Raw genomic sequence first — 24,762 nt, 5'->3', positions numbered from 1 at the left:
CGGCCGGGGGGAGAGACATTGATTAGCCGGTGTTACGCATCCCGGCGGCAACGCCGGCGATGGTGACCATTAGCGCTTGTTCAACGCGCGGATCCGGATCCTTGCCCTCTTCTTCAGCCTGGCGTGAACGGTGCAGCAGTTCCGCCTGCAGGACGTTCAGTGGGTCAGTATAGATATTACGCAGCTGGATAGACTCGGCAATCCACGGCAGGTCGGCCATCAGATGGGAGTCGTTGGCGATGGCCAGCACGACGTTGATATCGGCAGCCAGCAGCTTACGCAGCTCGGTACCCAGCGCCCACAGCTCTGGTTTCACCAGGCGCTGATCGTAGTACTCCGCCAGCCACAGGTCGGCCTTCGAGTAAACCATCTCCAGCATACCGAGGCGGGTAGAGAAGAACGGCCAGTCGCGACACATGGCTTCCAGTTCGCTCTGCTTCCCGCCTTCGACCACCTTCTGCAGCGCGGCGCCGGCGCCCAGCCAGGCCGGCAGCATCAGGCGGTTCTGGGTCCAGGCAAAGATCCACGGAATGGCGCGCAGCGACTCGACGCCGCCGGTTGGGCGACGTTTTGCCGGACGTGAACCCAGCGGCAGTTTGCCCAGCTCCTGCTCCGGGGTCGCGGAACGGAAGTAAGGGACGAAATCTTTGTTTTCCCGCACGTAGCCGCGATACATCTTGCAGGAGACGTCGGACAGCTCGGCCATGATGTCACGCCATTCGGCTTTCGGCTCCGGCGGCGGCAGCAGGTTGGCTTCCAGAATGGCGCTGGTATACAGCGACAGACTGCTGATGGTCACTTCCGGCAGGCCGTACTTAAAGCGGATCATCTCGCCCTGCTCGGTGACGCGCAGGCCGCCTTTCAGGCTTCCCGGCGGCTGCGAGAGGAGTGCGGCATGGGCAGGCGCGCCGCCGCGGCCGATGGAGCCGCCACGACCGTGGAACAGGGTCAGTTCGATACCGGCTTTCTCACAGGTTTTGATCAGCGCGTCCTGCGCCTGGTACTGCGCCCAGGAGGCGGCCATCACGCCAGCGTCTTTAGCGGAGTCAGAGTAGCCGATCATGACCATCTGTTTGCCCTGGATAAAGCCGCGGTACCAGTCGATATTCAGCAGCTGGGTCATGACGTCGTTGGCGTTGTTGAGGTCGTCCAGCGTTTCGAACAGCGGGGCCACCGGCAGAGCAAAGCCAATCCCGGCCTCTTTCAGCAGGAGATGAACCGCCAGCACGTCGGACGGCGTTTTCGCCATCGAGATCACGTAGGCGGCGATCGATCCGCGCGGCGCCTCGGCGATCACTTTGCAGGTGTCGAGAACTTCGCGGGTTTCTTCGCTTGGCTCCCACTGGCGCGGCAGCAGCGGACGTTTGGAATTCAGTTCGCGGATCAGGAAAGCCTGTTTGTCGGCTTCTGACCAGCTTTCGTAGTCGCCGATCCCGAGGTAGCGAGTCATTTCACCCAGCGCTTCGGTATGGCGGGTGCTTTCCTGACGGATATCAATACGCACCAGCGGTACGCCGAAAGACTTCACGCGGCGCAGGGTGTCGAGCAGCTCGCCGTTGGCGATAATGCCCATGCCGCAGGCCTGCAGCGATTTATAGCAGGCGTACAGCGGCTCCCACAGCTGCTCGTTCTGCGTGATCAGTCCCGCCGGTTTCGGCAGTTTTTGCCCTTTCAGACGCGCTTCCAGCCAGGCCTGAGTTTCCATCAGCTGAGCGCGCAGTTTCTTCATCAGATAACGGTACGGTTCCTGAGCACCCTCCGCACCGGCCAGCGCGCGAAGTTCGTCGGTACACTCCACCATCGACAGCTCGGAGATCAGCACCTGCACGTCTTTGAGGAACAGGTCGGTCGCTTTCCAGCGGCTGAGTAGCAGCACATGGCGGGTGATATCAGCCGTTACGTTCGGGTTGCCGTCGCGGTCGCCGCCCATCCATGAGGTGAAACGCACCGGGACGAAGTCCACCGGCAGCTGATAGCCAAGGTTGGCTTCCAGCTGTTCGTTCAGCTCGCGCAGATAGTTAGGCACCCCTTCCCACAGGCTGTTCTCCACCACCGCGAAGCCCCATTTGGCTTCATCGACCGGGGACGGGCGGTGCTTACGAATTTCATCGGTATGCCAGGACTGGGCGATCAGCTGGCGCAGACGGCGCATCAGCTGATGGTGCTCGTAGTCGGCGATATCTTTGTTGTCCAACTGCTTAAGGCAGTTGTTCACTTCCACCATTTTATGGATCAGCGTCCGGCGGGTGATCTCGGTCGGGTGGGCGGTTAATACCAGCTCCAGAGACAGAGATTCCACCGCTTTTTTGATGGTGTCTTCGTTGAGATTGGGTTGGTCTTTGAGCTTTCTCAGGGTACGCGCAATGACTTCCGGATTGCTGGCCGCTTCGCCATTGGGCGAAATGCTGTGGTACTGCTCAGCGGTGTTCGCCAGATTCAGAAACTGGCTGAAGGCACGGGCCACCGGCAGCAGTTCGTCGTTAGACAAATTCTGCAGCGTGGTCAGCAGCTCCTGGCGGTTAGCTTCGTTGCCGGCGCGTGAAGATTTGGACAACTTACGGATAGTTTCGACACGATCAAGAATATTTTCTCCCAATGCATCCTTGATGGTATCGCCCAGCACCTTGCCGAGCATACTGACATTACTACGCAATGCGGAATATTGTTCGTTCATGTTACCCCAGACACCCCATCTCATTTTATTTTGTTATATCCGCTGCGCTGGAACGTGAGCAACGGATAAGCAACCCGTCTTTTATAAAGCCACGTAAATACCCCCACGTCAATTACTGCGAAATCGCTTCAGCAAACGAGTAAATCGCCGTAATTTGCGAAATTTAATTCAGGGGTCGCTGGATAAGCATCGCTTATGGAAATGTGACGATCGTCACCGTTCCGCCCCGGGAGAGCGGGGCGGAAAAAGAGGGCGATTTTAGTGCCAGCAGAAGTGGTGGACCACCTGGCTAATCAGCTCCCGGGTCGGCTTGATAAAGCGCGTCTCCAGATACTCGTCAGGCTGATGGGCCTGATTGATGGAGCCCGGGCCGAGCACCAGCGTCGGACAAAGCGTCTGGATAAACGGCGCTTCGGTGCAGTAGTTCACCACGTCGGTCTGCGCGCCGAGCAGTTTCTCAACCACCTGCACCAGCTTATGGTCCGGCGGGCATTCGTAGCCAGGGATCGGCGGATGTAGCTCCGAAACCGTCAGCCGGCCCGGCCAGCGTTCACTGACGGGGGCCAGCGCCTCGGCTAACAGACCATTAAGATCGTTAAGAGTCATCCCCGGCAGCGGGCGGATATCCATATGCAGTTCGCAGCAGGCACAGATACGGTTTGAGGCATCGCCGCCATGGATAGCGCCCAGGTTAAGGGTCGGGTAAGGGACCGTGAACGCCTCGAAGTGGTAGCGCTCTTTTAGCAGATCGCGCAGCTGCATAATGCGGCCGATGGCGTCGTGCATCAGCTCAATCGCGTTGACCCCGCGCGCCGGATCGCTGGAGTGGCCGGACTGGCCCTGAATACGGATCGCGTTGGACATATGGCCTTTATGGGCGCGGATCGGCTGCAGGGAAGTGGGCTCGCCGATGATGGCGCAGTCCGGGCGCAGTTGGGTGGTTTCGGCAAAATAGCGCGCGCCGGCCATGCTGGTCTCTTCGTCGGCGGTGGCCAGAATATACAGCGGTTTTTTCAGCGTGGTGACGTCGACATCGCGCAGGGCGTCGAGAATAAAAGCGAAGAAGCCTTTCATGTCGGCCGTGCCGAGGCCGTAGAGCTTGTTATCGTGTTCGGTGAGGGTGAACGGATCCCGCGTCCAGCGGCCATCATCGAATGGCACGGTATCGGTATGCCCGGCGAGCAGCAGGCCGCCGGCGCCGTGTCCGGTGCTGGCCAGCAGGTTAAATTTATGGCGCGTATCCGGCACCGGCTGTACTTCAACATTGAAGCCGAGATCGCGGAACCAGCCTGCCAGCAAATTGATTAAAGACTCATTGCTTTGATCGAGAGCCTCTTCGGTCGCGCTGATGGATGGTGTGGCGATCAACGCGCGGTAAATCTCGATAAAGGGCGGTAAATTGTTTTTCATTGTTGACACACCTTGGGTCGTGATAGTATCAATATTCATGCATTTATTGTGAATAAAAATACAATATCGTTGAGCGTAAGAAAACCCATCGAATGTAAGGAGATGCGCTTCCAATGTTAAATACGCTGATTGTGGGTGCCAGTGGTTATGCCGGCGCAGAGCTGGTGACCTATATCAATCGTCATCCGCATATGAACATAACCGCTTTGACGGTCTCCGCGCAAAGCAATGATGCGGGAAAATTAATTTCCGACCTGCATCCGCAGCTCAAGGGCATTGTCGATATGCCGCTGCAGCCGATGTCCGATATCAGCGAATTCAGCGCTGGCGTGGATGTGGTGTTTCTCGCTACCGCGCACGAAGTGAGTCACGACCTGGTGCCGCAGTTCCTTGCCGCCGGCTGCGTGGTGTTCGATCTCTCAGGCGCCTTCCGCGTTAACGATGGGGCGTTCTACGAAAAATACTACGGTTTCACTCATCAGCATCCCGACCTGCTCAAACAGGCGGTGTATGGTCTGGCGGAGTGGAGCGCGGATGCGCTTAAAGAAGCGCAGTTAATCGCGGTGCCTGGCTGCTACCCGACGGCGGCGCAGCTGTCGCTGAAGCCGCTGATTGATGCCAATCTGCTGGATCTCAATCAGTGGCCGGTGATCAACGCCACCAGCGGGGTGAGCGGCGCGGGTCGTAAAGCCGCGATCGGCAATAGCTTCTGTGAAGTTAGCCTGCAGCCGTACGGCATCTTTAACCATCGTCATCAGCCGGAGATTGCCAGCCACCTCGGGGCGAAGGTGATTTTTACTCCGCACCTGGGCAATTTTAAGCGCGGTATCCTGGAAACTATCACCTGCCGCCTGAAGCCGGGCGTCGGCCACGCGCAGATCGCGGCGGTTTACCAGCAGGCTTACGCCGATAAACCGCTGGTACGTTTATATGATAAAGGCGTGCCCGCCTTGAAAAGCGTCGAGGGTCTGCCATTCTGTGACATCGGTTTTGCCGTTCAGGACGATCATCTCATCGTCGTCGCGGCAGAAGATAACCTGCTGAAAGGCGCCGCAGCGCAGGCGGTGCAGTGCGCGAATATTCGTTTCGGCTTCGCTGAGACGCAGTCTCTTATTTAAGGTGTGATGATGAACCCATTAATTATCAAACTCGGCGGCGTATTACTCGATAGCGAAGAAGCGCTGGAGCGCCTGTTTACCGCGCTGGTTAACTACCGTGAAGCGCACCAGCGCCCGCTGATCATCGTCCATGGCGGTGGCTGCGTGGTGGATGAGCTGATGAAGCAGCTTAACCTGCCGGTGCAAAAGAAAAATGGTCTGCGTGTGACGCCTGCCGATCAGATTGACATCATTACCGGCGCGCTGGCGGGAACCGCCAACAAGACGCTGCTGGCGTGGGCGAAAAAGCATGGTCTGGCCTCTGTCGGCCTGTTCCTCGGCGATGGCGATAGCGTGAAGGTCACACAGCTGGATGCCGAGCTTGGCCATGTCGGGCTGGCGCAGCCGGGTTCCCCGGCGCTGATCAACACTCTGCTGGCGGGCGGTTACCTGCCGGTGGTGAGCTCTATCGGGGTGACCGATGAAGGCCAACTGATGAACGTCAATGCTGACCAGGCGGCGACGGCGCTGGCGGCCACTCTGGGGGCGGATCTGATCCTGCTGTCTGACGTCAGCGGTATCCTCGATGGTAAAGGGCAGCGCATTGCCGAGATGACCGCCGAGAAAGCAGAACAGTTGATCGAGCAGGGTATTATCACTGACGGCATGATTGTGAAAGTGAATGCGGCCCTCGACGCCGCGCGCGCTCTGGGCCGTCCGGTGGATATCGCCTCCTGGCGTCACGCCGAGCAGCTGCCCGCATTATTTAACGGCACGCCGATCGGCACACGTATTCTGGCTTAAGATTTCATGCCCGGCGGCGCGTCGTCTGCCGGGCTTACAGACTGTAGGCCGGGGAGGCACAATGCCACCGGCAGAACTAACGAATAAAGGAAGCATGTTATGGCACTTTGGGGCGGGCGTTTTACACAGGCAGCAGATCAACGGTTCAAACAGTTCAACGACTCGTTGCGCTTCGACTATCGTCTGGCGGAGCAGGATATCGTTGGCTCTGTCGCCTGGTCGAAAGCGCTGGTAACGGTCGGCGTTCTGAGTGCCACTGAACAGCAGCAGCTGGAAGAAGCGCTGACTGTGCTGCTGGAAGAGGTGCGCGCCAATCCGCAGCAAATCCTCGCCAGCGATGCCGAAGATATTCACAGCTGGGTGGAAGGCAAACTGATCGATAAAGTGGGCCAACTGGGCAAGAAACTGCATACCGGCCGCAGCCGTAACGACCAGGTCGCCACCGATCTTAAACTGTGGTGCAAAGATACCGTTGTCGAACTGCTGTCGGCGAACCGCCAGCTGCAGAGCGCGCTGGTGGAGACCGCGCAGCATAATCAGGATGCGGTGATGCCGGGATACACCCACCTGCAGCGCGCCCAGCCGGTGACGTTCGCGCACTGGTGTCTGGCCTACGTTGAAATGCTGGCGCGCGACGAAAGCCGCCTGCAGGACGCGCTGAAGCGCCTCGACGTTAGCCCGTTGGGCTGCGGCGCGCTGGCGGGTACAGCGTATGAAATCGACCGCGAGCAGCTGGCCGGCTGGTTGGGCTTTGCCTCTGCCACCCGCAACAGCCTCGACAGCGTTTCCGATCGCGATCATGTGCTGGAGCTGCTTTCCGATGCGTCTATCGGCATGGTGCATCTGTCGCGCTTTGCGGAAGATCTGATTTTCTTTAACTCCGGCGAGGCGAACTTCGTTGAGCTTTCCGATCGCGTGACTTCAGGTTCTTCGCTGATGCCGCAGAAGAAAAACCCGGACGCGCTGGAATTAATTCGTGGTAAATGCGGCCGCGTGCAGGGCGCGCTGACCGGCATGATGATGACCCTGAAAGGGCTGCCGCTGGCCTACAACAAAGACATGCAGGAAGATAAAGAGGGGCTTTTCGATGCCCTGGATACCTGGCTCGACTGCCTGCATATGGCGACTCTGGTGCTGGACGGTATCCAGGTGAAACGCCCGCGCTGTGCGGAAGCGGCGCAGCAGGGCTATGCCAACGCCACGGAGCTGGCGGATTATCTGGTGGCGAAAGGCGTACCGTTCCGCGAGGCGCACCATATTGTTGGTGAGGCGGTAGTGGAAGCCATTGCGCAAGGGAAACCGCTGGAGGCGCTGGCCCTGGTCGATCTGCAGAAATTCAGTCCGGTAATTGCGGACGATGTGTATCCGATTCTGTCCCTGCAGTCCTGCCTGGATAAACGCGCAGCGAAAGGCGGCGTTTCGCCGCAGCAGGTGGCGCAGGCTATCAGCGAGGCGAAGGCCCGCCTGAGCTAAGTCACAGGCATCCCCCTTCCCGAACCCGGCCGAGCCCAGCGACGCCGGGTTTTTTATGCAAAAAAAAGCGGACACAAGGTCCGCAAAAGTTCACGTTGGCTTTAGTTGTTCGGGTAGAGAAACAGTGTGACGGGTCGATGATTTTCACAGGTTCACCGTCTTTATGGGCGTATTATTGAACAGAAAACTTGATAGGGATAATCGTTCGTTGCTATGCTATCTATCGCCATGGACTATCGTGGCGATGGAGGATGAATAATGAATATTCGCGATCTTGAATACCTGGTAGCGCTCGCCGAACACCGCCACTTCCGGCGGGCGGCTGACTCATGCCACGTGAGCCAACCGACGCTCAGCGGACAGATCCGCAAGCTGGAGGATGAGCTTGGCGTCATGCTGCTGGAGCGCACCAGCCGTAAGGTTCTGTTTACCCAGGCGGGGCTGTTGCTGGTGGATCAGGCGCGTACCGTGTTACGCGAAGTAAAAGTGCTCAAGGAGATGGCAAGCCAACAAGGGGAAACCATGTCCGGGCCGCTGCATATCGGCCTGATCCCGACAATTGGCCCGTACCTGCTACCGCACATCATTCCGATGCTGCATCAAACCTTCCCGAAGCTGGAAATGTATCTGCACGAAGCGCAGACCCATCAGCTGCTGGCTCAGCTCGACAGCGGTAAGCTCGACTGCGCCATCCTGGCGCTGGTCAAAGAGAGCGAGGCCTTTATCGAGGTGCCGCTGTTCGATGAGCCGATGATGCTGGCTATCTATGAAGATCATCCGTGGGCGAACCGCGACCGGGTGCCGATGTCGGATCTGGCCGGTGAAAAGCTGCTGATGCTGGAGGATGGTCACTGCCTGCGCGATCAGGCGATGGGCTTCTGCTTTGAAGCGGGGGCGGACGAGGATACCCACTTCCGCGCGACCAGCCTGGAAACGCTACGCAATATGGTGGCGGCAGGCAGCGGCATTACTCTGCTGCCGGCGCTGGCGGTACCGCAGGAGAGAAAACGCGATGGCGTAGTCTACCTGCCGTGCATTAAGCCAGAGCCAAGACGCACCATCGGTCTGGTTTACCGTCCAGGCTCGCCGCTGCGCAGCCGCTATGAACATCTGGCGGAGGCCATCCGCGGTACGATGGATGGCCATTTCGACAAGGCGTTAAAACAGGCGGTTTAAGCCGTTCAGCGCGGCGACCCGGTACGCTTCCGCCATGGTCGGGTAGTTAAAGGTGGTGTTGACGAAGTACTCAATGGTGTTGCCACCACCTTTCTGCTCCATGATCGCCTGGCCGATATGAATAATTTCGGCCGCGCGCTCGCCAAAGCAGTGAATGCCAAGGATCTCCTTGGTTTCCCGATGGAACAGGATCTTCAGGGTTCCCACGCTCATGCCAACAATTTGCGCCCGCGCCAGGTGTTTAAACTGGGCGCGGCCCACCTCATACGGCACTTTCATCGCCGTCAGCTGCTGCTCGGTTTTCCCGACGGAGCTGATTTCCGGAATGGTATAGATCCCGGTCGGGATATCTTCAATCAGATGCGCTGAGGCTTCACCTTTCACCAGCGCCTGGGCGGCAATGCGCCCTTGATCGTAAGCGGCAGAAGCCAGACTCGGATAGCCGATGACATCGCCAACCGCATAAATGTGCGGAAGGGCGGTCTGGTACATGCTGTTAACCTTCAGCTGGCCGCGGCTGTCGGTCTGCAGACCGATATTTTCCAGCGCCAGGGTGTCGGTGTTGCCGGTGCGGCCGTTAGCGTACAGCAGACAATCGGCCTTCAGCTTTTTGCCGGACTTCAGGTGCATGATCACCCCGTCATCCACCCCCTCAATTTTCTCATACTCCTCGTTATGGCGAATGACCACGCCGCTGTTCCAGAAGTGATAAGAGAGCGAATCGGACATCTCCTGATCGAGGAAGGCCAGCAGACGATCGCGGGTGTTGATCAGATCGACTTTCACCTCCATGCCGCGGAAGATCGACGCATATTCACAACCGATCACCCCGGCGCCGTAAATGATCACATGGCGCGGCTCATGCTGCAGGCTGAGAATCGAATCGCTGTCATAGATGCGCGGGTGGTGGAAATCGACATCCGCCGGATGGTAGGGGCGAGATCCGCAGGCGATAACGAATTTCTCCGCAGTCACTGTCTCGACCGTGCCGTCATGACACTCCAGCGCCAGGGTATGTTCATCCACGAAATGGGCATTGCCCTGCAGAATTTCACAGTGGTTGCGCTCATAGAATCCCTGGCGCATGTGAGTCTGTTGGTTAATGACGCTGTCGGCATGGTTAAGGATGTCGGCGAAAGAAGAGCGAAGAAGGCGGGAGTGGTCGCTGTAGAGGGGGTTTTGGTTAAACTCGATAATACGGCTGACGGCATGGCGGAGGGCTTTCGACGGGATGGTGCCCCAGTGGGTGCAACCGCCGCCGACATTATGGTAGCGCTCGATGACGGCAACGCGTGCTCCCTGTTTCACCAGTCCCATAGCGGCGCCTTCCCCGCCAGGACCGGAACCAATCACTATTGCATCATAATCCCAAGAGTGTGACATGGCATTACTCACCTGTTTTATACATAAAATAAACACGATGATAACATTCGCTGCGCTTTAACCCAATTATCGTTGTGCTTTTTTGCAGCATAAAAGCAGAAACGGCTCGTAAACAATCATTCACAATCCAGTGCAAACCGATTAGTTTTAATCTCTGGTATAGTGCCAGCAGGGCTATTGGAAGGATTCATACATCGTGATGGGCGTAAGAGCACAACAAAAAGAAAAAACCCGCCGTTCGCTGGTGGAAGCGGCATTCAGCCAACTTAGCGCTGAGCGGAGTTTCGCCAGCCTGAGCTTGCGTGAAGTGGCCCGGGAAGCAGGGATCGCGCCGACGTCCTTTTATCGTCATTTTCGCGACGTCGATGAGCTGGGCCTGACGATGGTCGATGAGAGCGGACTGATGCTGCGCCAGCTGATGCGCCAGGCGCGCCAGCGGATTGCTAAAGGCGGCAGCGTGATCCGCACCTCGGTCTCCACCTTTATGGAATTTATCGGTAACAACCCGAACGCCTTCCGCCTGCTGCTGCGAGAACGTTCGGGAACTTCTGCGGCGTTTCGCGCCGCCGTCGCACGCGAGATCCAGCACTTTATTGCGGAACTTGCCGACTATTTAGAACTCGAAAACCATATGCCGCGCGCCTTTACCGAAGCGCAGGCTGAAGCTATGGTCACCATCGTTTTTAGCGCTGGCGCGGAAGCGCTGGATGTCGGCCCTGAACAGCGCCGACAGCTGGAAGAACGGTTGGTACTGCAGCTCAGAATGATCTCGAAAGGCGCGTATTACTGGTATCGCCGTGAACAAGAAAAAATGTCACATCATTCCGAATAACGTGAAGGACGAGCAATGAAACACTCAGTTCAAGATAAAGGTACGCTGCTGCTGGCGCTGATTGCCGGCTTATCCATCAATGGCGCCTTTGCGGCGCTATTCAGTTCGATAGTTCCGTTTTCCGTCTTCCCTATTTTGTCACTGCTGCTGACGGTCTACTGTTTGCATCAGCGCTATCAGAATCGCAGTATGCCCGTTGGGCTACCAGGTCTGGCTGCCGCCTTTTTTATTCTCGGGGTGCTGCTGTACAGCACCGTTGTGCGTGCGGAGTATCCTGATATCGGCTCCAACTTCTTCCCGGCCGTCCTGTCCGTTGCGATGGTCTTCTGGATCGGCTACAAAATGCGTAACCGCAAACATACAGCAGCTGAGTAAGCTGCCAACCATAAAAAAACCGGCAACAGAGCATTGCCGGTTTTTTTGGCCTATTTCCGGGTCAGCAGGACGCCGCACTCCATGTGATGGGTGTAGGGGAACTGATCGAACAGCGCCAGCCGGGTAACGTTGTGCGTCTGGCTTAGCGTCTCCAGATTGCGGCACAGTGTTTCCGGGTTGCATGAAATGTACAGAATGCGTGGATAGGCCTGCACCATTTTTTCCGTTTCGCTGTCCAGTCCGCTACGCGGCGGATCGACGAAAATGGTCTCGCACTGATAGCTTTGCAGATCGATCCCCTGCAGCCGGTTGAACTCACGTACGCCGTTCATCGCCTGAGTAAACTCTTCCGCCGCCATGCGGATAATCTGTACGTTGTCGATATGGTTAGCGGCGATGTTGTACTGCGCTGCAGCCACCGACGGTTTGGCGATTTCGGTAGCCAGCACGCGATCGAAATTACGCGCCAGCGCCAGCGAGAAGTTGCCGTTGCCGCAGTATAATTCCAGCAGGTCGCCGGTCGCCCCTTTGGTGACATCCAGTGCCCACTCCAGCATCTGAATATTCATGGCCGCGTTCGGCTGGGTAAAGCTGTTTTCCACCTGACGGTAGATCATCTCCCGCCCGCCAACCGGCAGGCGCTCATCTATATAGTCCTGATCAAGCTCGATTTTGGTCTTGGTCGCGCGTCCAATCAGATGCACATTGAGCCCCTGGGCGCGCAGGGCGTCACGCAGCGCCTCCGCTTGCTCACGCCAGGCATCGTCCAGCTTTTTATGGTACAGCAGCGAAACGACCGCCTGGTTGCTGAGGGTGGTCAGATAATCAATCTGGAACAGCTTATGGCGCAGCACGGGATTGTTGCGCACGCCCTCCAGCATGGCGGTCATCAGCTGATTGATGAGCGCGCTGGCGGCCGGAAAACTGTCCACGCGAATCCGCGACCGGGTCTGCTGATCGAAAATAATATGGTACAGATCGTCGCCATCATGCCACAGACGGAACTCGGCGCGCATGCGGTAGTGGCTGACCGGCGAACGAAACACTTCCGGAACCGGCGCGGCAAAAGGCGCCATCATGGTTTGCAAACGGACGACTTTTTCTGCCAGCTGCGCTTCGTATTGTTCGGTAGGAAGGTGTTCGGGGGTCATGATGCATCCTGAATAAAATAAGTACGCGGGGATTGTAGGGAAAGCGCCGGGGATGTCCAGCCTCGAATGTGGCGGGAAATATAATTAGCAGTCTGGACATCTATATGAGTCTAATTGTAGCATTCGCCTACCGGTCCTGTGAGTTAAAAGGGAACCCAGTGGAAATCTGGGGCTGACGCGCAGCGGTAAGGAAGGTGAGAAATGAGCGCACTCGGTGCAGACACTGCGGCTAGCCGTGGGAAGTCATTATTTCTTGAAACAGCCTCCAAGCCCGAAGACCTGCCGGAATACGTCGCACTGGGTTTTATCGTCGCGAGCAAATGATAAAACCTGCGGCATCCTTTTTCTGTTTCGGATGCTTTTACAATGATTAAAAAAGCTTCGCTGATGACGGCCTTATCCGTCACGGCATTTTCCGGCTGGGCGCAGGATAGCAATTCAGATACGTTAGTGGTGACAGCAAACCGTTTTCAACAACCGGTAAATACCGTGCTGGCGCCGACCGACATTGTGACGCGCGATGATATCGACCGCTGGCAGTCCAAAGATTTAAACGATGTGATGCGTCGTCTTCCCGGGGTTGATATTTCCCGCAACGGCGGCATGGGGCAGAGTGCTTCGCTGTATGTCCGGGGGACGGAGGCTCGCCACGTGCTGGTGCTGATCGACGGTGTGCCGATGGCGCGTCCGGGTATCTCCAACGGCGTAGATATTAGTCAGATCCCTATCTCACTGGTCCAGCGGGTGGAATATATCCGTGGCCCGCGCTCCGCGGTTTACGGCTCCGGAGCGATCGGCGGGGTGGTGAACATTATCACCATGACCGACGCTGAACGTTCGCAAATCAACGCCGGCGCGGGCACGAACGGCTATCAGTCCTATGACGGCGCTTTTAACAAGCGGTTTGGCAACACGCTGGTTACCGCTGCTGGCGCCTATCAGACCACCAAAGGGTTTAACGTCCAGCCGAATTCCTCTTATAGCGGCGACAGCGATCGCGACGGCTACCGCAATAAAATGCTGTGGGGCGGGGTACAGCATCAGTTCGATGACAACTTCTCGGGGTTCTTCCGCGGATACGGCTATTCCGCCAACGCTGACTATGACCAGGGTAACTGGGGCTACGCAGGCGGAAACGATGAAGACCAGTCCTACACCCAGTCCTGGGATACCGGTTTGCACTATCACTCCGGAATTTACTCCTCCCAGCTGATTGCGAACTATCAGCGTATTAAGGATTACAACTACAGCAGCGACGCTGGCCGCTATGCCGCGGGCACCACCCTGGATGATATGGAACAGCGCTATATCCAGTGGGGAAATAATGTTGTGGTGGGGCATGGCGCGGTGAGCGGCGGCGTAGACTGGAAACAAGAGAAGCTGAAATCCAGCGGAACGACCAGTACCGACGTGTATAAGCGTGACACCACCGGTCTTTATCTGACGGGCCAGCAGCAGATCGATAGCGTGACGCTGGAAGCTTCCGGCCGTGAGGATCATGACGAGCAGTTTGGCTGGCACGGTACGTGGCAGACGGCGGCAGGCTGGGAATTTATCGACGGTTATCGGACAACGCTCTCGTACGGTACAGGATTCCTCGCACCGTCCCTCGGGCAGCAGTACGGCGCAGAACGCTATGGCATTGCCTCCAACCCGAACCTGAAACCCGAGGAGTCGAAGCAGTGGGAAGCCGGGCTGGAAGGGTTAACGGGGCCACTCGACTGGCGTCTCTCCGCGTATCGCTATGAGATTCAGAACCTCATCGATTACAACAACAACGCCTATTACAACGTCAAGTCGGCGACGATTAAGGGGCTGGAATGGACGGGGAATGTCACCACCGGGCCGGTGGAGCATCATCTGACGCTGCAGTATGTTGACCCTCGCGACGATGAAACCAACAAGATCCTCTATCGCCGGGCGAAGCAGCAGGTGAAATACGAGCTGAACGGTCAGGTCTACGATCTGGGGTGGGATGTGACGTATCACTACATCGGCAAACGCTACGATTATGATTACGACAACTCGCGTACCGTCAATATGGGTGGGTTGAGCCTCTGGGATGTCGGTTTATCGTATCCCGTCACCTCACACCTGACAGTTCGTGGTAAAATAGCCAACCTGTTCGATAAAGATTACGAGACAGTTTATGGCTACCAATCTGCAGGACGGGAATACACCTTGTCTGGCAGCTACACCTTCTGATCCACGTCCCACCGTGCTGGTGTTTGATTCCGGCGTCGGTGGGTTGTCGGTTTATAATGAGATTCGGCAGCTGCTGCCGAATCTGCATTACATCTATGCTTTCGATAACGTTGCTTTCCCGTACGGTGAGAAGAGCGAAGAGTTTATCGTTGAGCGCGTGCTGGAAATTGTCACTGCCGTTCAGCAGCGCTACCCTCTGGCGCTGGCCGTGATCGCCTGTAATACCGCCAGTACCGTCTCCCTGCCTGCCCTGCGTGAAAAGTTTGCCTTTCCCGTCGTTGGCGTGGTGCCAGCGATTAAACCCGCCGCCCGCCTGACGGCGAACGGGATTGTCGGCCTGCTGGCGACCCGCGGTACCGTTAAGCGTCCTTATACCCGTGAGCTGATTGACCGCTTTGCCAATGAATGCCGGATTGAAATGCTGGGGTCAGCGGAGCTGGTGGAGCTGGCGGAAGCGAAACTGCACGGCGAGCCTGTGCCGTTAGAAGAACTGCGCCGCATCCTGCGCCCGTGGCTGCGGATGCAGGAGCCGCCGGATACGGTGGTGCTGGGCTGCACCCACTTTCCTCTTCTACAGGAGGAGCTGCAGCGCGTTCTGCCGGAGGGCACGCGGCTGATCGATTCTGGCGCGGCAATTGCCCGTCGCACCGCCTGGCTGTTAGAGCATGAAGCGCCGGACGCGAAGTCCAGTGACGAGAATAAAGCATTCTGCATGGCGCTGACGGCAGAAACAGAACAACTTTTACCCGTTTTGCATCGCTATGGCTTCTCAACGCTGGAAAAATTACCGCTTTAAAGGTGTTTTGCACAAAAAAGAGACGGTTGAATAATTTTTTGAAAACAGGGCTTGTCAACGTCTCAGAACTCCCTATAATGCGCCTCCACTGACACGGAACAACGGCAAGCAAGCCGCCGGGTCAGCGGGGTTTCAGCGGTGAAGTTCAACGCTGAAAACCAACAGAGAAAAGCAAAATAAGGGCTTGACTCTGAATGAGGAAAACGTATTATACGGGACCTCGCAACGGTGAGCTTAACGCCGCGTTGCACCGCTCTTTAACAATTTATCAGACAATCTGTGTGGGCACTCAAAGTGACATGGATTCTTAACGTCCTCGGACGAAAAATGAATACCAAGTCTCTGAGTGAACATACGTAATTCATTACGAAGTTTAATTCACGAGCATCAAACTTAAATTGAAGAGTTTGATCATGGCTCAGATTGAACGCTGGCGGCAGGCCTAACACATGCAAGTCGAGCGGTAGCACAGAGAGCTTGCTCTCGGGTGACGAGCGGCGGACGGGTGAGTAATGTCTGGGAAACTGCCTGATGGAGGGGGATAACTACTGGAAACGGTAGCTAATACCGCATAACGTCGCAAGACCAAAGTGGGGGACCTTCGGGCCTCATGCCATCAGATGTGCCCAGATGGGATTAGCTAGTAGGTGGGGTAACGGCTCACCTAGGCGACGATCCCTAGCTGGTCTGAGAGGATGACCAGCCACACTGGAACTGAGACACGGTCCAGACTCCTACGGGAGGCAGCAGTGGGGAATATTGCACAATGGGCGCAAGCCTGATGCAGCCATGCCGCGTGTGTGAAGAAGGCCTTCGGGTTGTAAAGCACTTTCAGCGGGGAGGAAGGCGGTGAGGTTAATAACCTTACCGATTGACGTTACCCGCAGAAGAAGCACCGGCTAACTCCGTGCCAGCAGCCGCGGTAATACGGAGGGTGCAAGCGTTAATCGGAATTACTGGGCGTAAAGCGCACGCAGGCGGTCTGTCAAGTCGGATGTGAAATCCCCGGGCTCAACCTGGGAACTGCATTCGAAACTGGCAGGCTAGAGTCTTGTAGAGGGGGGTAGAATTCCAGGTGTAGCGGTGAAATGCGTAGAGATCTGGAGGAATACCGGTGGCGAAGGCGGCCCCCTGGACAAAGACTGACGCTCAGGTGCGAAAGCGTGGGGAGCAAACAGGATTAGATACCCTGGTAGTCCACGCCGTAAACGATGTCGATTTGGAGGTTGTGCCCTTGAGGCGTGGCTTCCGGAGCTAACGCGTTAAATCGACCGCCTGGGGAGTACGGCCGCAAGGTTAAAACTCAAATGAATTGACGGGGGCCCGCACAAGCGGTGGAGCATGTGGTTTAATTCGATGCAACGCGAAGAACCTTACCTGGTCTTGACATCCACAGAACTTTCCAGAGATGGATTGGTGCCTTCGGGAACTGTGAGACAGGTGCTGCATGGCTGTCGTCAGCTCGTGTTGTGAAATGTTGGGTTAAGTCCCGCAACGAGCGCAACCCTTATCCTTTGTTGCCAGCGGTTAGGCCGGGAACTCAAAGGAGACTGCCAGTGATAAACTGGAGGAAGGTGGGGATGACGTCAAGTCATCATGGCCCTTACGACCAGGGCTACACACGTGCTACAATGGCATATACAAAGAGAAGCGACCTCGCGAGAGCAAGCGGACCTCATAAAGTATGTCGTAGTCCGGATTGGAGTCTGCAACTCGACTCCATGAAGTCGGAATCGCTAGTAATCGTAGATCAGAATGCTACGGTGAATACGTTCCCGGGCCTTGTACACACCGCCCGTCACACCATGGGAGTGGGTTGCAAAAGAAGTAGGTAGCTTAACCTTCGGGAGGGCGCTTACCACTTTGTGATTCATGACTGGGGTGAAGTCGTAACAAGGTAACCGTAGGGGAACCTGCGGTTGGATCACCTCCTTACCTTAAAGAACCTGCCTTTGTAGTGCTCACACAGATTGTCTGATGAAAATAGAGCAGTAAGTAATCTCTGCAGGCTTGTAGCTCAGGTGGTTAGAGCGCACCCCTGATAAGGGTGAGGTCGGTGGTTCAAGTCCACTCAGGCCTACCAAATTCGCTCTCGTGCTTTGTTGTGGCAAAGCTCGCATACTTCAGTATGCTTCGCTTCACCACGCCGCGCCCGAAAACGAATTAAGGTTAAAAGAGATTCATTCGATGGGGCTATAGCTCAGCTGGGAGAGCGCCTGCTTTGCACGCAGGAGGTCTGCGGTTCGATCCCGCATAGCTCCACCATCTTTACTGCAAAAACAAGAAAACTTCAGAGTGTACCTGAAAAGGTTCACTGCGAAGTTTTGCTCTTTAAAAATCTGGATCAAGCTGAAAATTGAAACGACACGCAGTTAATGTGTGTTCGAGTCTCTCAAATTTTCGCAATCAGAAGATGGCACTGTAAAAGGTGACGTGAGCAAAGTGAAGCCAAGGCGTACCGCACGCAGCAAGCGGAGTGGACTATATGTCCATGAGCATCGCGAGTACGGCACAACGCAGGATTCACGATGCGCAACGAACCGGACAGAACAAGACATCTTCGGGTTGTGAGGTTAAGCGACTAAGCGTACACGGTGGATGCCCTGGCAGTCAGAGGCGATGAAGGACGTGCTAATCTGCGAAAAGCGTCGGTAAGGTGATATGAACCGTTACAGCCGGCGATGTCCGAATGGGGAAACCCAGTGCAATTCGTTGCACTATCGTTAACTGAATACATAGGTTAACGAGGCGAACCGGGGGAACTGAAACATCTAAGTACCCCGAGGAAAAGAAATCAACCGAGATTCCCCCAGTAGCGGCGAGCGAACGGGGAGCAGCCCAGAGTCTGAATCAGCTTGTGTGTTAGTGGAACGGTCTGGAAAGTCCGACGGTACAGGGTGATAGTCCCGTACACCAAAATGCACAGGCTGTGAACTCGAAGAGTAGGGCGGGACACGTGGTATCCTGTCTGAATATGGGGGGACCATCCTCCAAGGCTAAATACTCCTGACTGACCGATAGTGAACCAGTACCGTGAGGGAAAGGCGAAAAGAACCCCGGCGAGGGGAGTGAAAAAGAACCTGAAACCGTGTACGTACAAGCAGTGGGAGCACCTTCGGGTGTGACTGCGTACCTTTTGTATAATGGGTCAGCGACTTATATTCTGTAGCAAGGTTAACCGTATAGGGGAGCCGCAGGGAAACCGAGTCTTAACTGGGCGTTAAGTTGCAGGGTATAGACCCGAAACCCGGTGATCTAGCCATGGGCAGGTTGAAGGTTGGGTAACACTAACTGGAGGACCGAACCGACTAATGTTGAAAAATTAGCGGATGACTTGTGGCTGGGGGTGAAAGGCCAATCAAACCGGGAGATAGCTGGTTCTCCCCGAAAGCTATTTAGGTAGCGCCTCGTGAACTCATCTTCGGGGGTAGAGCACTGTTTCGGCTAGGGGGTCATCCCGACTTACCAACCCGATGCAAACTACGAATACCGAAGAATGTTATCACGGGAGACACACGGCGGGTGCTAACGTCCGTCGTGAAGAGGGAAACAACCCAGACCGCCAGCTAAGGTCCCAAAGTCATGGTTAAGTGGGAAACGATGTGGGAAGGCCCAGACAGCCAGGATGTTGGCTTAGAAGCAGCCATCATTTAAAGAAAGCGTAATAGCTCACTGGTCGAGTCGGCCTGCGCGGAAGATGTAACGGGGCTAAACCATGCACCGAAGCTGCGGCAGCGACACTATGTGTTGTTGGGTAGGGGAGCGTTCTGTAAGCCTGTGAAGGTGGCCTGTGAGGGCTGCTGGAGGTATCAGAAGTGCGAATGCTGACATAAGTAACGATAAAGCGGGTGAAAAGCCCGCTCGCCGGAAGACCAAGGGTTCCTGTCCAACGTTAATCGGGGCAGGGTGAGTCGACCCCTAAGGCGAGGCCGAAAGGCGTAGTCGATGGGAAACAGGTTAATATTCCTGTACTTGGTGTTACTGCGAAGGGGGGACGGAGAAGGCTATGTCATCCGGGCGACGGTTGTCCCGGTTTAAGCATGTAGGCTGGTTATCCAGGCAAATCCGGATAATCAAGGCTGAGGTGTGATGACGAGGTACCACGGTACTGAAGTGACAGATGCCCTGCTTCCAGGAAAAGCCTCTAAGCATCAGGTAACATCAAATCGTACCCCAAACCGACACAGGTGGTCAGGTAGAGAATACCAAGGCGCTTGAGAGAACTCGGGTGAAGGAACTAGGCAAAATGGTGCCGTAACTTCGGGAGAAGGCACGCTGGTGTGTAGGTGAAGTCCCTGCGGACGGAGCTGAGACCAGTCGAAGATACCAGCTGGCTGCAACTGTTTATTAAAAACACAGCACTGTGCAAACACGAAAGTGGACGTATACGGTGTGACGCCTGCCCGGTGCCGGAAGGTTAATTGATGGGGTTATCCGTAAGGAGAAGCTCTTGATCGAAGCCCCGGTAAACGGCGGCCGTAACTATAACGGTCCTAAGGTAGCGAAATTCCTTGTCGGGTAAGTTCCGACCTGCACGAATGGCGTAATGATGGCCAGGCTGTCTCCACCCGAGACTCAGTGAAATTGAACTCGCTGTGAAGATGCAGTGTACCCGCGGCAAGACGGAAAGACCCCGTGAACCTTTACTATAGCTTGACACTGAACATTGAGCCTTGATGTGTAGGATAGGTGGGAGGCTTTGAAGCGTGGACGCCAGTCTGCGTGGAGCCAACCTTGAAATACCACCCTTTAATGTTTGATGTTCTAACGTTGGCCCCTTATCGGGGTTGCGGACAGTGTCTGGTGGGTAGTTTGACTGGGGCGGTCTCCTCCCAAAGCGTAACGGAGGAGCACGAAGGTTAGCTAATCCTGGTCGGACATCAGGAGGTTAGTGCAATGGCATAAGCTAGCTTGACTGCGAGCGTGACGGCGCGAGCAGGTGCGAAAGCAGGTCATAGTGATCCGGTGGTTCTGAATGGAAGGGCCATCGCTCAACGGATAAAAGGTACTCCGGGGATAACAGGCTGATACCGCCCAAGAGTTCATATCGACGGCGGTGTTTGGCACCTCGATGTCGGCTCATCACATCCTGGGGCTGAAGTAGGTCCCAAGGGTATGGCTGTTCGCCATTTAAAGTGGTACGCGAGCTGGGTTTAGAACGTCGTGAGACAGTTCGGTCCCTATCTGCCGTGGGCGCTGGAGAATTGAGGGGGGCTGCTCCTAGTACGAGAGGACCGGAGTGGACGCATCACTGGTGTTCGGGTTGTCATGCCAATGGCACTGCCCGGTAGCTAAATGCGGAAGAGATAAGTGCTGAAAGCATCTAAGCACGAAACTTGCCCCGAGATGAGTTCTCCCTGAGACTATAAGTCTCCTGAAGGAACGTTGAAGACGACGACGTTGATAGGCCGGGTGTGTAAGCGCAGCGATGCGTTGAGCTAACCGGTACTAATGAACCGTGAGGCTTAACCTTACAACGCCGAAGATGTTTTGGCGATTTGAGAGAATTTTCAGCTTAGATTCAGAGTTGAGTACGCCATATAAAGAATTGCGTACTGAGCACAAAGAATTTGCCTGGCGGCACTAGCGCGGTGGTCCCACCTGACCCCATGCCGAACTCAGAAGTGAAACGCCGTAGCGCCGATGGTAGTGTGGGGTCTCCCCATGTGAGAGTAGGGAACTGCCAGGCATCAAATTGCAGTAAGCCGGGGTGACAACCGGTGGTAATAAAGCGAAGAAATTCGGTGGAGCGGTAGTTCAGTCGGTTAGAATACCTGCCTGTCACGCAGGGGGTCGCGGGTTCGAGTCCCGTCCGTTCCGCCACTTATTTAACATTAAGCCTGCTCAGATAGCAGGCTTAGTGGTAAGAAAGTTTTAGGGGCGTAGTTCAATTGGTAGAGCACCGGTCTCCAAAACCGGGTGTTGGGAGTTCGAGTCTCTCCGCCCCTGCCATTTATAAGAATCCTTTGCTCAGGCAAAGGATTTTTTTTGTCTGTAGTATTCCTTTCAATAAGACCTTAATTATCTCCGTCCATGGAGAGTGCCACTTATTCCAGAATCGAGCTTTTCAGGATCTCGTGGATCTGCGCCTGCTTATCGCTATTTTGTAACCAAATCGCATAGAGTGGTCGGGATAGCGTGGCGCTGTCCATGACTGTGTGTAATCCATGCTTCTCCTTCGCCCAGCGCACAGGTAGCCAGCTGCAGCCGTTCAGGCGTGATAATTGCTGATAGATGAGTTCTGCTGAAGAAGTGGTAAGCAGCGGAACATCATCACTACCGATCAGCCCCACTTCGTTTTGCTGAAAATCAGGTCCCCATTCAAGGCGTAAGTAATTTAATTCATTTCTGTTTTTTGCTGGCGATGCACAATATAGAGCAAGCGTGAAATTACCCAATAACTGGCTGCTTAATTCATCCATCTTCGGTGATTCGGTGGTGATCAGCAGATCTAACTGACGTTCGTGAAGCTGCTTAACCAGCGACTGCCGCTGCGCGATACGTGCTTCAAACTGGAGATTGTAGGGGGCGTTATAAAGCGTGCCGAGCCAGCCGTTAAGCATGCATTCCCATAGGGAGGCGCTGGCACCGATGGAGAATTCGTTGTGTCGCGAAGAGTGAGCGACCTCTTTGCGCGCGGCCTGCCATGTGTTCATCAATGTTTCGGCGTAGGGCAGGAGCTTTTCTCCGGCGGTCGTCAGGCGAATATTATTACGATGACGGGTGAACAGGTTCACACCGAGTTGGTTTTCCAGCTGACGAATACGAAAGCTGACCGCTGACTGTGTCAGGTAAAGTGCCTCTGCTGCCCGCCCAAAGTGACGAGTTCTGCTCACTTCCAGGAAAGTCTTGAGCAATTCCGTATCCACACTGTTCTCCACAAAATTATTTGTCGTCATGATTTAAATGTTTTGTTTGACGCTCTGTCAAGCGTAACTAATACTCCGCGCCATAAATAGCTCGGCCAAAGAATCAGGAGCGTGTAGGATGGCGGAAAGCTTTACGACGACTAATCGTTTTTTCGACAATAAAAATTATCCACGCGGGTTCTCCCGTCACGGTGATTTCACCATCAAAGAGGCGCAACTGCTGGAACGCCATGGTTATGCCTTTAACGAACTGGAACTGGGTAAACGCGAACCTGTTACCGATGATGAAAAACAATTTGTCTCGGTGTGCCGTGGTGAACGTGAGCCGGTAACGGAAGCAGAACGCGTATGGATTAAGTATATGGCACGCATTAAGCGGCCGAAGCGTTTCCATACTCTGTCTGGCGGCAAACCGCAGATGGAAGGCGCTGACGATTACACCGAAAGCGATGACTAAGAAAAAGGGCGTAAGCCCTTTTTTTACGCCATCATTTTCTGCAGATGGTTGAGCATTCGGTCTATTGCCCGATAGCTGAGCGCCTCCTGCAAATGGCGACGCTCAATCTCTTCCGTCTCTGCCAGATCGGCAATGGTTCTCGCCACTTTTAACAGACGTTGCCAGGCACGTATAGAAAGCCCCAGCCGGGTTAGCGTCTGTTCCAGCCAGACGGCATCCTCGTGTCGTAAATGGCAGCAGCTCTTCATTTCATGATTCTCAAGGTGGGCATTGAGCTTATTTTGCCTGAGCATTTGCCGTTCACGCGCCGCCAGCACCCGCTGCCGGACCGTTGCGCTCGATTCTTCGCCCTGCATGCCCTGGCTCAGTATCCCTGGCGGCGGCAGCGGGATCTCTAAGGAGAGATCGAAGCGGTCGAGGAAGGGACCTGACAGGCGTCCAAGGTAGCGCAATGTCTGCTCAGGAGATGCGCGATTGTGTTTGCCCTGATAATGTCCTGTCGGGCTTGGGTTCATCGCCGCGATAAGCTGAAAGCGCGCCGGATAGTCAATCTTGGCGCGCGAGCGTGATATGTGGATCTTGCCTGACTCAATGGGTTCGCGCAGCGCGTCCAGCACTCGGCGCTCAAACTCCGGCAGTTCATCAAGAAATAGCACGCCATTATGAGCCAGTGAAATCTCACCGGGGACAGGTATCGAGCCTCCGCCCACCATGGCTGCCAGCGAGGCGCTATGGTGAGGTGCGCGAAACGGCCTCTGACGCCACCGTGTCTTCGCGGTGTGGAGATTGACCAGGCTCTGAATAGCCGTGCTCTCCAGCGCTTCCTGATTGCTTAATGGCGGCAGGAGACCGGGGAGCCGGCTGGCAAGCATGGTTTTCCCGGTACCAGGCGGGCCAATCAGGAGCAGATTGTGGCCACCAGCCGCCACAATCTCCAGCGCTCGCTTGCCTTGTTGCTGGCCGATAACATCGTGCAAATCTTCACTGCGTTCATCAAGAGAGGGTTCCTCAGCGATGGGCGGTGAAAGCGATGCCTGCCCTGCGAGAAACGCGCATACCTCTTGTAGATGATCAGCGATCAGGCAATCGCTGCCGCCGATCAGACCCACCTCAGCCGCATTGTCAGAGGAGACGACAATGCGCCGGCCGGCTTTGATGGCCTCCATTGCGCTGGGGATCGCCCCTGGAACGCCGCGTAACCCACCCGTAAGGGCGAGTTCGCCCACAAACTCATATTGATTCAATCGGGTCGTATTGAGCTGCTCTGAGGCGACGAGAAGCGCGAGAGCGATGGGCAGATCGTATCGCCCGCCCTCCTTGGGCAGGTCCGCGGGCGCCAGGTTAATGGTTATCTTCTTCGCTGGGAAAGCGTAGCCGCTGTTGATCAGGGCGCTCCGCACCCGGTCGCGGGCCTCTTTAACGGTGGTTTCCGGCAGTCCGACCATGGTCAGACCGGGCAGGCCGCTGCTGAGGTGAACCTCGATAGTAATCAATGGCGCTTCGATACCGAGCGCCGCGCGGGTATAAACGATGGCGAGCGACATAAAACCTCCTGAACAGAGAAGGATTATGGCGAACCTCCTGTGAAAAGGGAGCCGTAATAACGCGAATTTAGAAGCAGGAATGCATTATTTTCACGATAGATCGTTACATTTTACCAAAAATGGAAGTGTGGTCCCAAAACCCCGTGGGGGTGGAGAGAAATAGGGAGAGGAGTGTGCAAGCCGAGAGAAAACTGAATTTTTTTCATTTCTGACTTTTTTCATATAAAACAATTATTTTTACTGAAACTGTTAGGCTGCTCAGCAACGGCGATATAAAAAAATCTTGTGTTTTATGTGATGTCTGTGGTAACTCTTTAGGTATTCCTTCGAACAAGAAGCCAGAAAGTACAGAAAATGACAGCCCTTCTACGAGTGATTAGCCTGGTCGTGATTAGCGTGGTGGTGATTATTATCCCACCGTGCGGGGCTGCACTTGGACGAGGAAAGGCTTAGAAATCAAGCCTTAACGAACTAAGACCCCCGCACCGAAAGGTCCGGGGGTTTTTTTATAACTGA

At 55.5% G+C, this 24,762-nt stretch carries 16 protein-coding genes, 4 tRNA genes, 3 rRNA genes and 1 riboswitch; of the genes, 17 read left to right on the top strand and 6 right to left on the bottom strand.

What is annotated here, in order from left to right; genetic code table 11:
* Positions 1-22 precede the first annotated feature (22 nt).
* Positions 23-2,674 (bottom strand): phosphoenolpyruvate carboxylase, encoded by a 2,652-nt coding sequence (gene ppc, locus B8P98_RS27125; protein WP_025710965.1) that lies wholly within the window; start codon positions 2,672-2,674, stop codon positions 23-25.
* A 258-nt stretch (positions 2,675-2,932) separates the two neighbouring features.
* Positions 2,933-4,084, bottom strand: coding sequence for an acetylornithine deacetylase (argE, locus tag B8P98_RS27120; protein ID WP_025710966.1), 1,152 nt, complete (start codon positions 4,082-4,084; stop codon positions 2,933-2,935).
* Positions 4,085-4,197: 113 nt separating this feature from the next.
* Between argE and argC the strand changes: the two genes are divergently transcribed.
* From argC to oxyR, 4 genes are all read left to right on the top strand, one after another.
* On the top strand, positions 4,198-5,202 hold the full coding sequence (gene argC, locus B8P98_RS27115; RefSeq protein WP_087805118.1) for an N-acetyl-gamma-glutamyl-phosphate reductase: 1,005 nt from the start codon (positions 4,198-4,200) through the stop codon (positions 5,200-5,202).
* 6 nt (positions 5,203-5,208) lie between these two features.
* A complete protein-coding gene (gene argB / locus B8P98_RS27110; RefSeq protein ID WP_087805116.1) occupies positions 5,209-5,985 on the top strand; it encodes an acetylglutamate kinase in 777 nt (258 codons plus the stop codon).
* Between the two features lie 99 nt (positions 5,986-6,084).
* Entirely contained in the window at positions 6,085-7,458 is a 1,374-nt protein-coding gene (gene argH, locus B8P98_RS27100) for an argininosuccinate lyase (RefSeq protein WP_025710968.1), read from the top strand.
* 258 nt (positions 7,459-7,716) lie between these two features.
* Positions 7,717-8,634, top strand: coding sequence for a DNA-binding transcriptional regulator OxyR (gene oxyR / locus B8P98_RS27090; RefSeq protein ID WP_002883015.1), 918 nt, complete (start codon positions 7,717-7,719; stop codon positions 8,632-8,634).
* Here the strand turns inward: oxyR and sthA are convergent.
* Positions 8,617-10,017, bottom strand: a complete 1,401-nt coding sequence (gene sthA, locus B8P98_RS27085; RefSeq protein ID WP_002883016.1) for a Si-specific NAD(P)(+) transhydrogenase — start codon at positions 10,015-10,017, stop codon at positions 8,617-8,619. The two genes, oxyR and sthA, sit on opposite strands and share 18 nt — an antisense overlap.
* A gap of 196 nt (positions 10,018-10,213) precedes the next feature.
* On the opposite strand from sthA, the gene fabR reads away from it, so the two are divergent.
* Both fabR and B8P98_RS27075 read left to right on the top strand, forming a co-directional pair.
* Entirely contained in the window at positions 10,214-10,849 is a 636-nt protein-coding gene (gene fabR, locus B8P98_RS27080; RefSeq protein WP_004151856.1) for an HTH-type transcriptional repressor FabR, read from the top strand.
* Between the two features lie 15 nt (positions 10,850-10,864).
* Positions 10,865-11,224 (top strand): YijD family membrane protein, encoded by a 360-nt coding sequence (locus tag B8P98_RS27075; protein WP_025710969.1) that lies wholly within the window; start codon positions 10,865-10,867, stop codon positions 11,222-11,224.
* 50 nt (positions 11,225-11,274) lie between these two features.
* Here the strand turns inward: B8P98_RS27075 and trmA are convergent, their stop codons facing one another.
* Entirely contained in the window at positions 11,275-12,375 is a 1,101-nt protein-coding gene (trmA, locus tag B8P98_RS27070; RefSeq protein WP_004203692.1) for a tRNA (uridine(54)-C5)-methyltransferase TrmA, read from the bottom strand.
* A gap of 114 nt (positions 12,376-12,489) precedes the next feature.
* A riboswitch (cobalamin riboswitch) is annotated at positions 12,490-12,676 on the top strand.
* Positions 12,677-12,741: 65 nt separating this feature from the next.
* Here trmA and btuB point away from each other — a divergent pair.
* The 9 genes from btuB to B8P98_RS27025 all read left to right on the top strand — a co-directional run bounded on the left by btuB (position 12,742) and on the right by B8P98_RS27025 (position 21,328).
* A complete protein-coding gene (gene btuB, locus B8P98_RS27065; RefSeq protein ID WP_087805114.1) occupies positions 12,742-14,580 on the top strand; it encodes a TonB-dependent vitamin B12 receptor BtuB in 1,839 nt (612 codons plus the stop codon).
* Positions 14,525-15,376, top strand: coding sequence for a glutamate racemase (gene murI / locus B8P98_RS27060; protein ID WP_042929041.1), 852 nt, complete (start codon positions 14,525-14,527; stop codon positions 15,374-15,376). Before btuB ends, murI begins: the two co-directional genes overlap by 56 nt.
* A gap of 395 nt (positions 15,377-15,771) precedes the next feature.
* Positions 15,772-17,311: ribosomal RNA gene (locus B8P98_RS27055) — 16S ribosomal RNA — on the top strand.
* A gap of 71 nt (positions 17,312-17,382) precedes the next feature.
* Positions 17,383-17,459: transfer RNA gene (locus B8P98_RS27050), tRNA-Ile, on the top strand.
* 106 nt (positions 17,460-17,565) lie between these two features.
* Positions 17,566-17,641: transfer RNA gene (locus B8P98_RS27045), tRNA-Ala, on the top strand.
* 306 nt (positions 17,642-17,947) lie between these two features.
* A 23S ribosomal RNA gene (locus B8P98_RS27040) occupies positions 17,948-20,849 on the top strand.
* Between the two features lie 100 nt (positions 20,850-20,949).
* Positions 20,950-21,065 (top strand): 5S ribosomal RNA (gene rrf / locus B8P98_RS27035).
* Together the 16S, 23S and 5S rRNA genes with 4 tRNA genes alongside form the textbook arrangement of a ribosomal RNA operon.
* A gap of 57 nt (positions 21,066-21,122) precedes the next feature.
* Positions 21,123-21,199: transfer RNA gene (locus B8P98_RS27030), tRNA-Asp, on the top strand.
* A gap of 53 nt (positions 21,200-21,252) precedes the next feature.
* Positions 21,253-21,328 (top strand) — tRNA-Trp (locus B8P98_RS27025).
* Positions 21,329-21,423: 95 nt separating this feature from the next.
* Here the strand turns inward: B8P98_RS27025 and hdfR are convergent.
* Positions 21,424-22,245: an HTH-type transcriptional regulator HdfR gene (gene hdfR, locus B8P98_RS27020; RefSeq protein ID WP_025711260.1), complete on the bottom strand. Its 822-nt coding sequence runs from the start codon at positions 22,243-22,245 to the stop codon at positions 21,424-21,426.
* Positions 22,246-22,363: 118 nt separating this feature from the next.
* Here hdfR and B8P98_RS27015 point away from each other — a divergent pair, with 118 nt between their 5' ends.
* Complete coding sequence (locus B8P98_RS27015) at positions 22,364-22,702, top strand: MaoP family protein (protein ID WP_004886877.1); 339 nt, start codon at positions 22,364-22,366, stop codon at positions 22,700-22,702.
* Positions 22,703-22,725: 23 nt separating this feature from the next.
* On the opposite strand, the gene B8P98_RS27010 is transcribed toward B8P98_RS27015, so the two are convergent.
* On the bottom strand, positions 22,726-24,246 hold the full coding sequence (locus B8P98_RS27010; RefSeq protein ID WP_025711259.1) for a YifB family Mg chelatase-like AAA ATPase: 1,521 nt from the start codon (positions 24,244-24,246) through the stop codon (positions 22,726-22,728).
* Between the two features lie 354 nt (positions 24,247-24,600).
* Here B8P98_RS27010 and ilvL point away from each other — a divergent pair, with 354 nt between their 5' ends.
* A complete protein-coding gene (gene ilvL, locus B8P98_RS27005) occupies positions 24,601-24,699 on the top strand; it encodes an ilv operon leader peptide (protein ID WP_001311244.1) in 99 nt (32 codons plus the stop codon).
* Positions 24,700-24,762: the final 63 nt, after the last annotated feature.

The sequence above is a fragment of the Klebsiella quasivariicola genome, assembly GCF_002269255.1.
Taxonomy (GTDB): Bacteria; Pseudomonadota; Gammaproteobacteria; order Enterobacterales; family Enterobacteriaceae; genus Klebsiella; species Klebsiella quasivariicola.
Note: the sequence above shows the minus strand (reverse complement) of the source record. Positions and strands in the feature narration are given on the sequence as shown.

Bases quoted from the DNA above. Each gene is read 5' to 3' on its own strand.
- ppc (WP_025710965.1), bottom strand. From the start codon at position 2,674: ATGAACGAACAATATTCCGCATTGCGTAGTAATGTCAGTATGCTCGGC.
- argE (WP_025710966.1), bottom strand. From the start codon at position 4,084: ATGAAAAACAATTTACCGCCCTTTATCGAGATTTACCGCGCGTTGATC.
- argC (WP_087805118.1), top strand. From the start codon at position 4,198: ATGTTAAATACGCTGATTGTGGGTGCCAGTGGTTATGCCGGCGCAGAG.
- argB (WP_087805116.1), top strand. From the start codon at position 5,209: ATGATGAACCCATTAATTATCAAACTCGGCGGCGTATTACTCGATAGC.
- argH (WP_025710968.1), top strand. From the start codon at position 6,085: ATGGCACTTTGGGGCGGGCGTTTTACACAGGCAGCAGATCAACGGTTC.
- oxyR (WP_002883015.1), top strand. From the start codon at position 7,717: ATGAATATTCGCGATCTTGAATACCTGGTAGCGCTCGCCGAACACCGC.
- sthA (WP_002883016.1), bottom strand. From the start codon at position 10,017: ATGTCACACTCTTGGGATTATGATGCAATAGTGATTGGTTCCGGTCCT.
- B8P98_RS27075 (WP_025710969.1), top strand. From the start codon at position 10,865: ATGAAACACTCAGTTCAAGATAAAGGTACGCTGCTGCTGGCGCTGATT.
- trmA (WP_004203692.1), bottom strand. From the start codon at position 12,375: ATGACCCCCGAACACCTTCCTACCGAACAATACGAAGCGCAGCTGGCA.
- btuB (WP_087805114.1), top strand. From the start codon at position 12,742: ATGATTAAAAAAGCTTCGCTGATGACGGCCTTATCCGTCACGGCATTT.
- murI (WP_042929041.1), top strand. From the start codon at position 14,525: ATGGCTACCAATCTGCAGGACGGGAATACACCTTGTCTGGCAGCTACA.
- B8P98_RS27015 (WP_004886877.1), top strand. From the start codon at position 22,364: ATGGCGGAAAGCTTTACGACGACTAATCGTTTTTTCGACAATAAAAAT.
- B8P98_RS27010 (WP_025711259.1), bottom strand. From the start codon at position 24,246: ATGTCGCTCGCCATCGTTTATACCCGCGCGGCGCTCGGTATCGAAGCG.
- ilvL (WP_001311244.1), top strand. From the start codon at position 24,601: ATGACAGCCCTTCTACGAGTGATTAGCCTGGTCGTGATTAGCGTGGTG.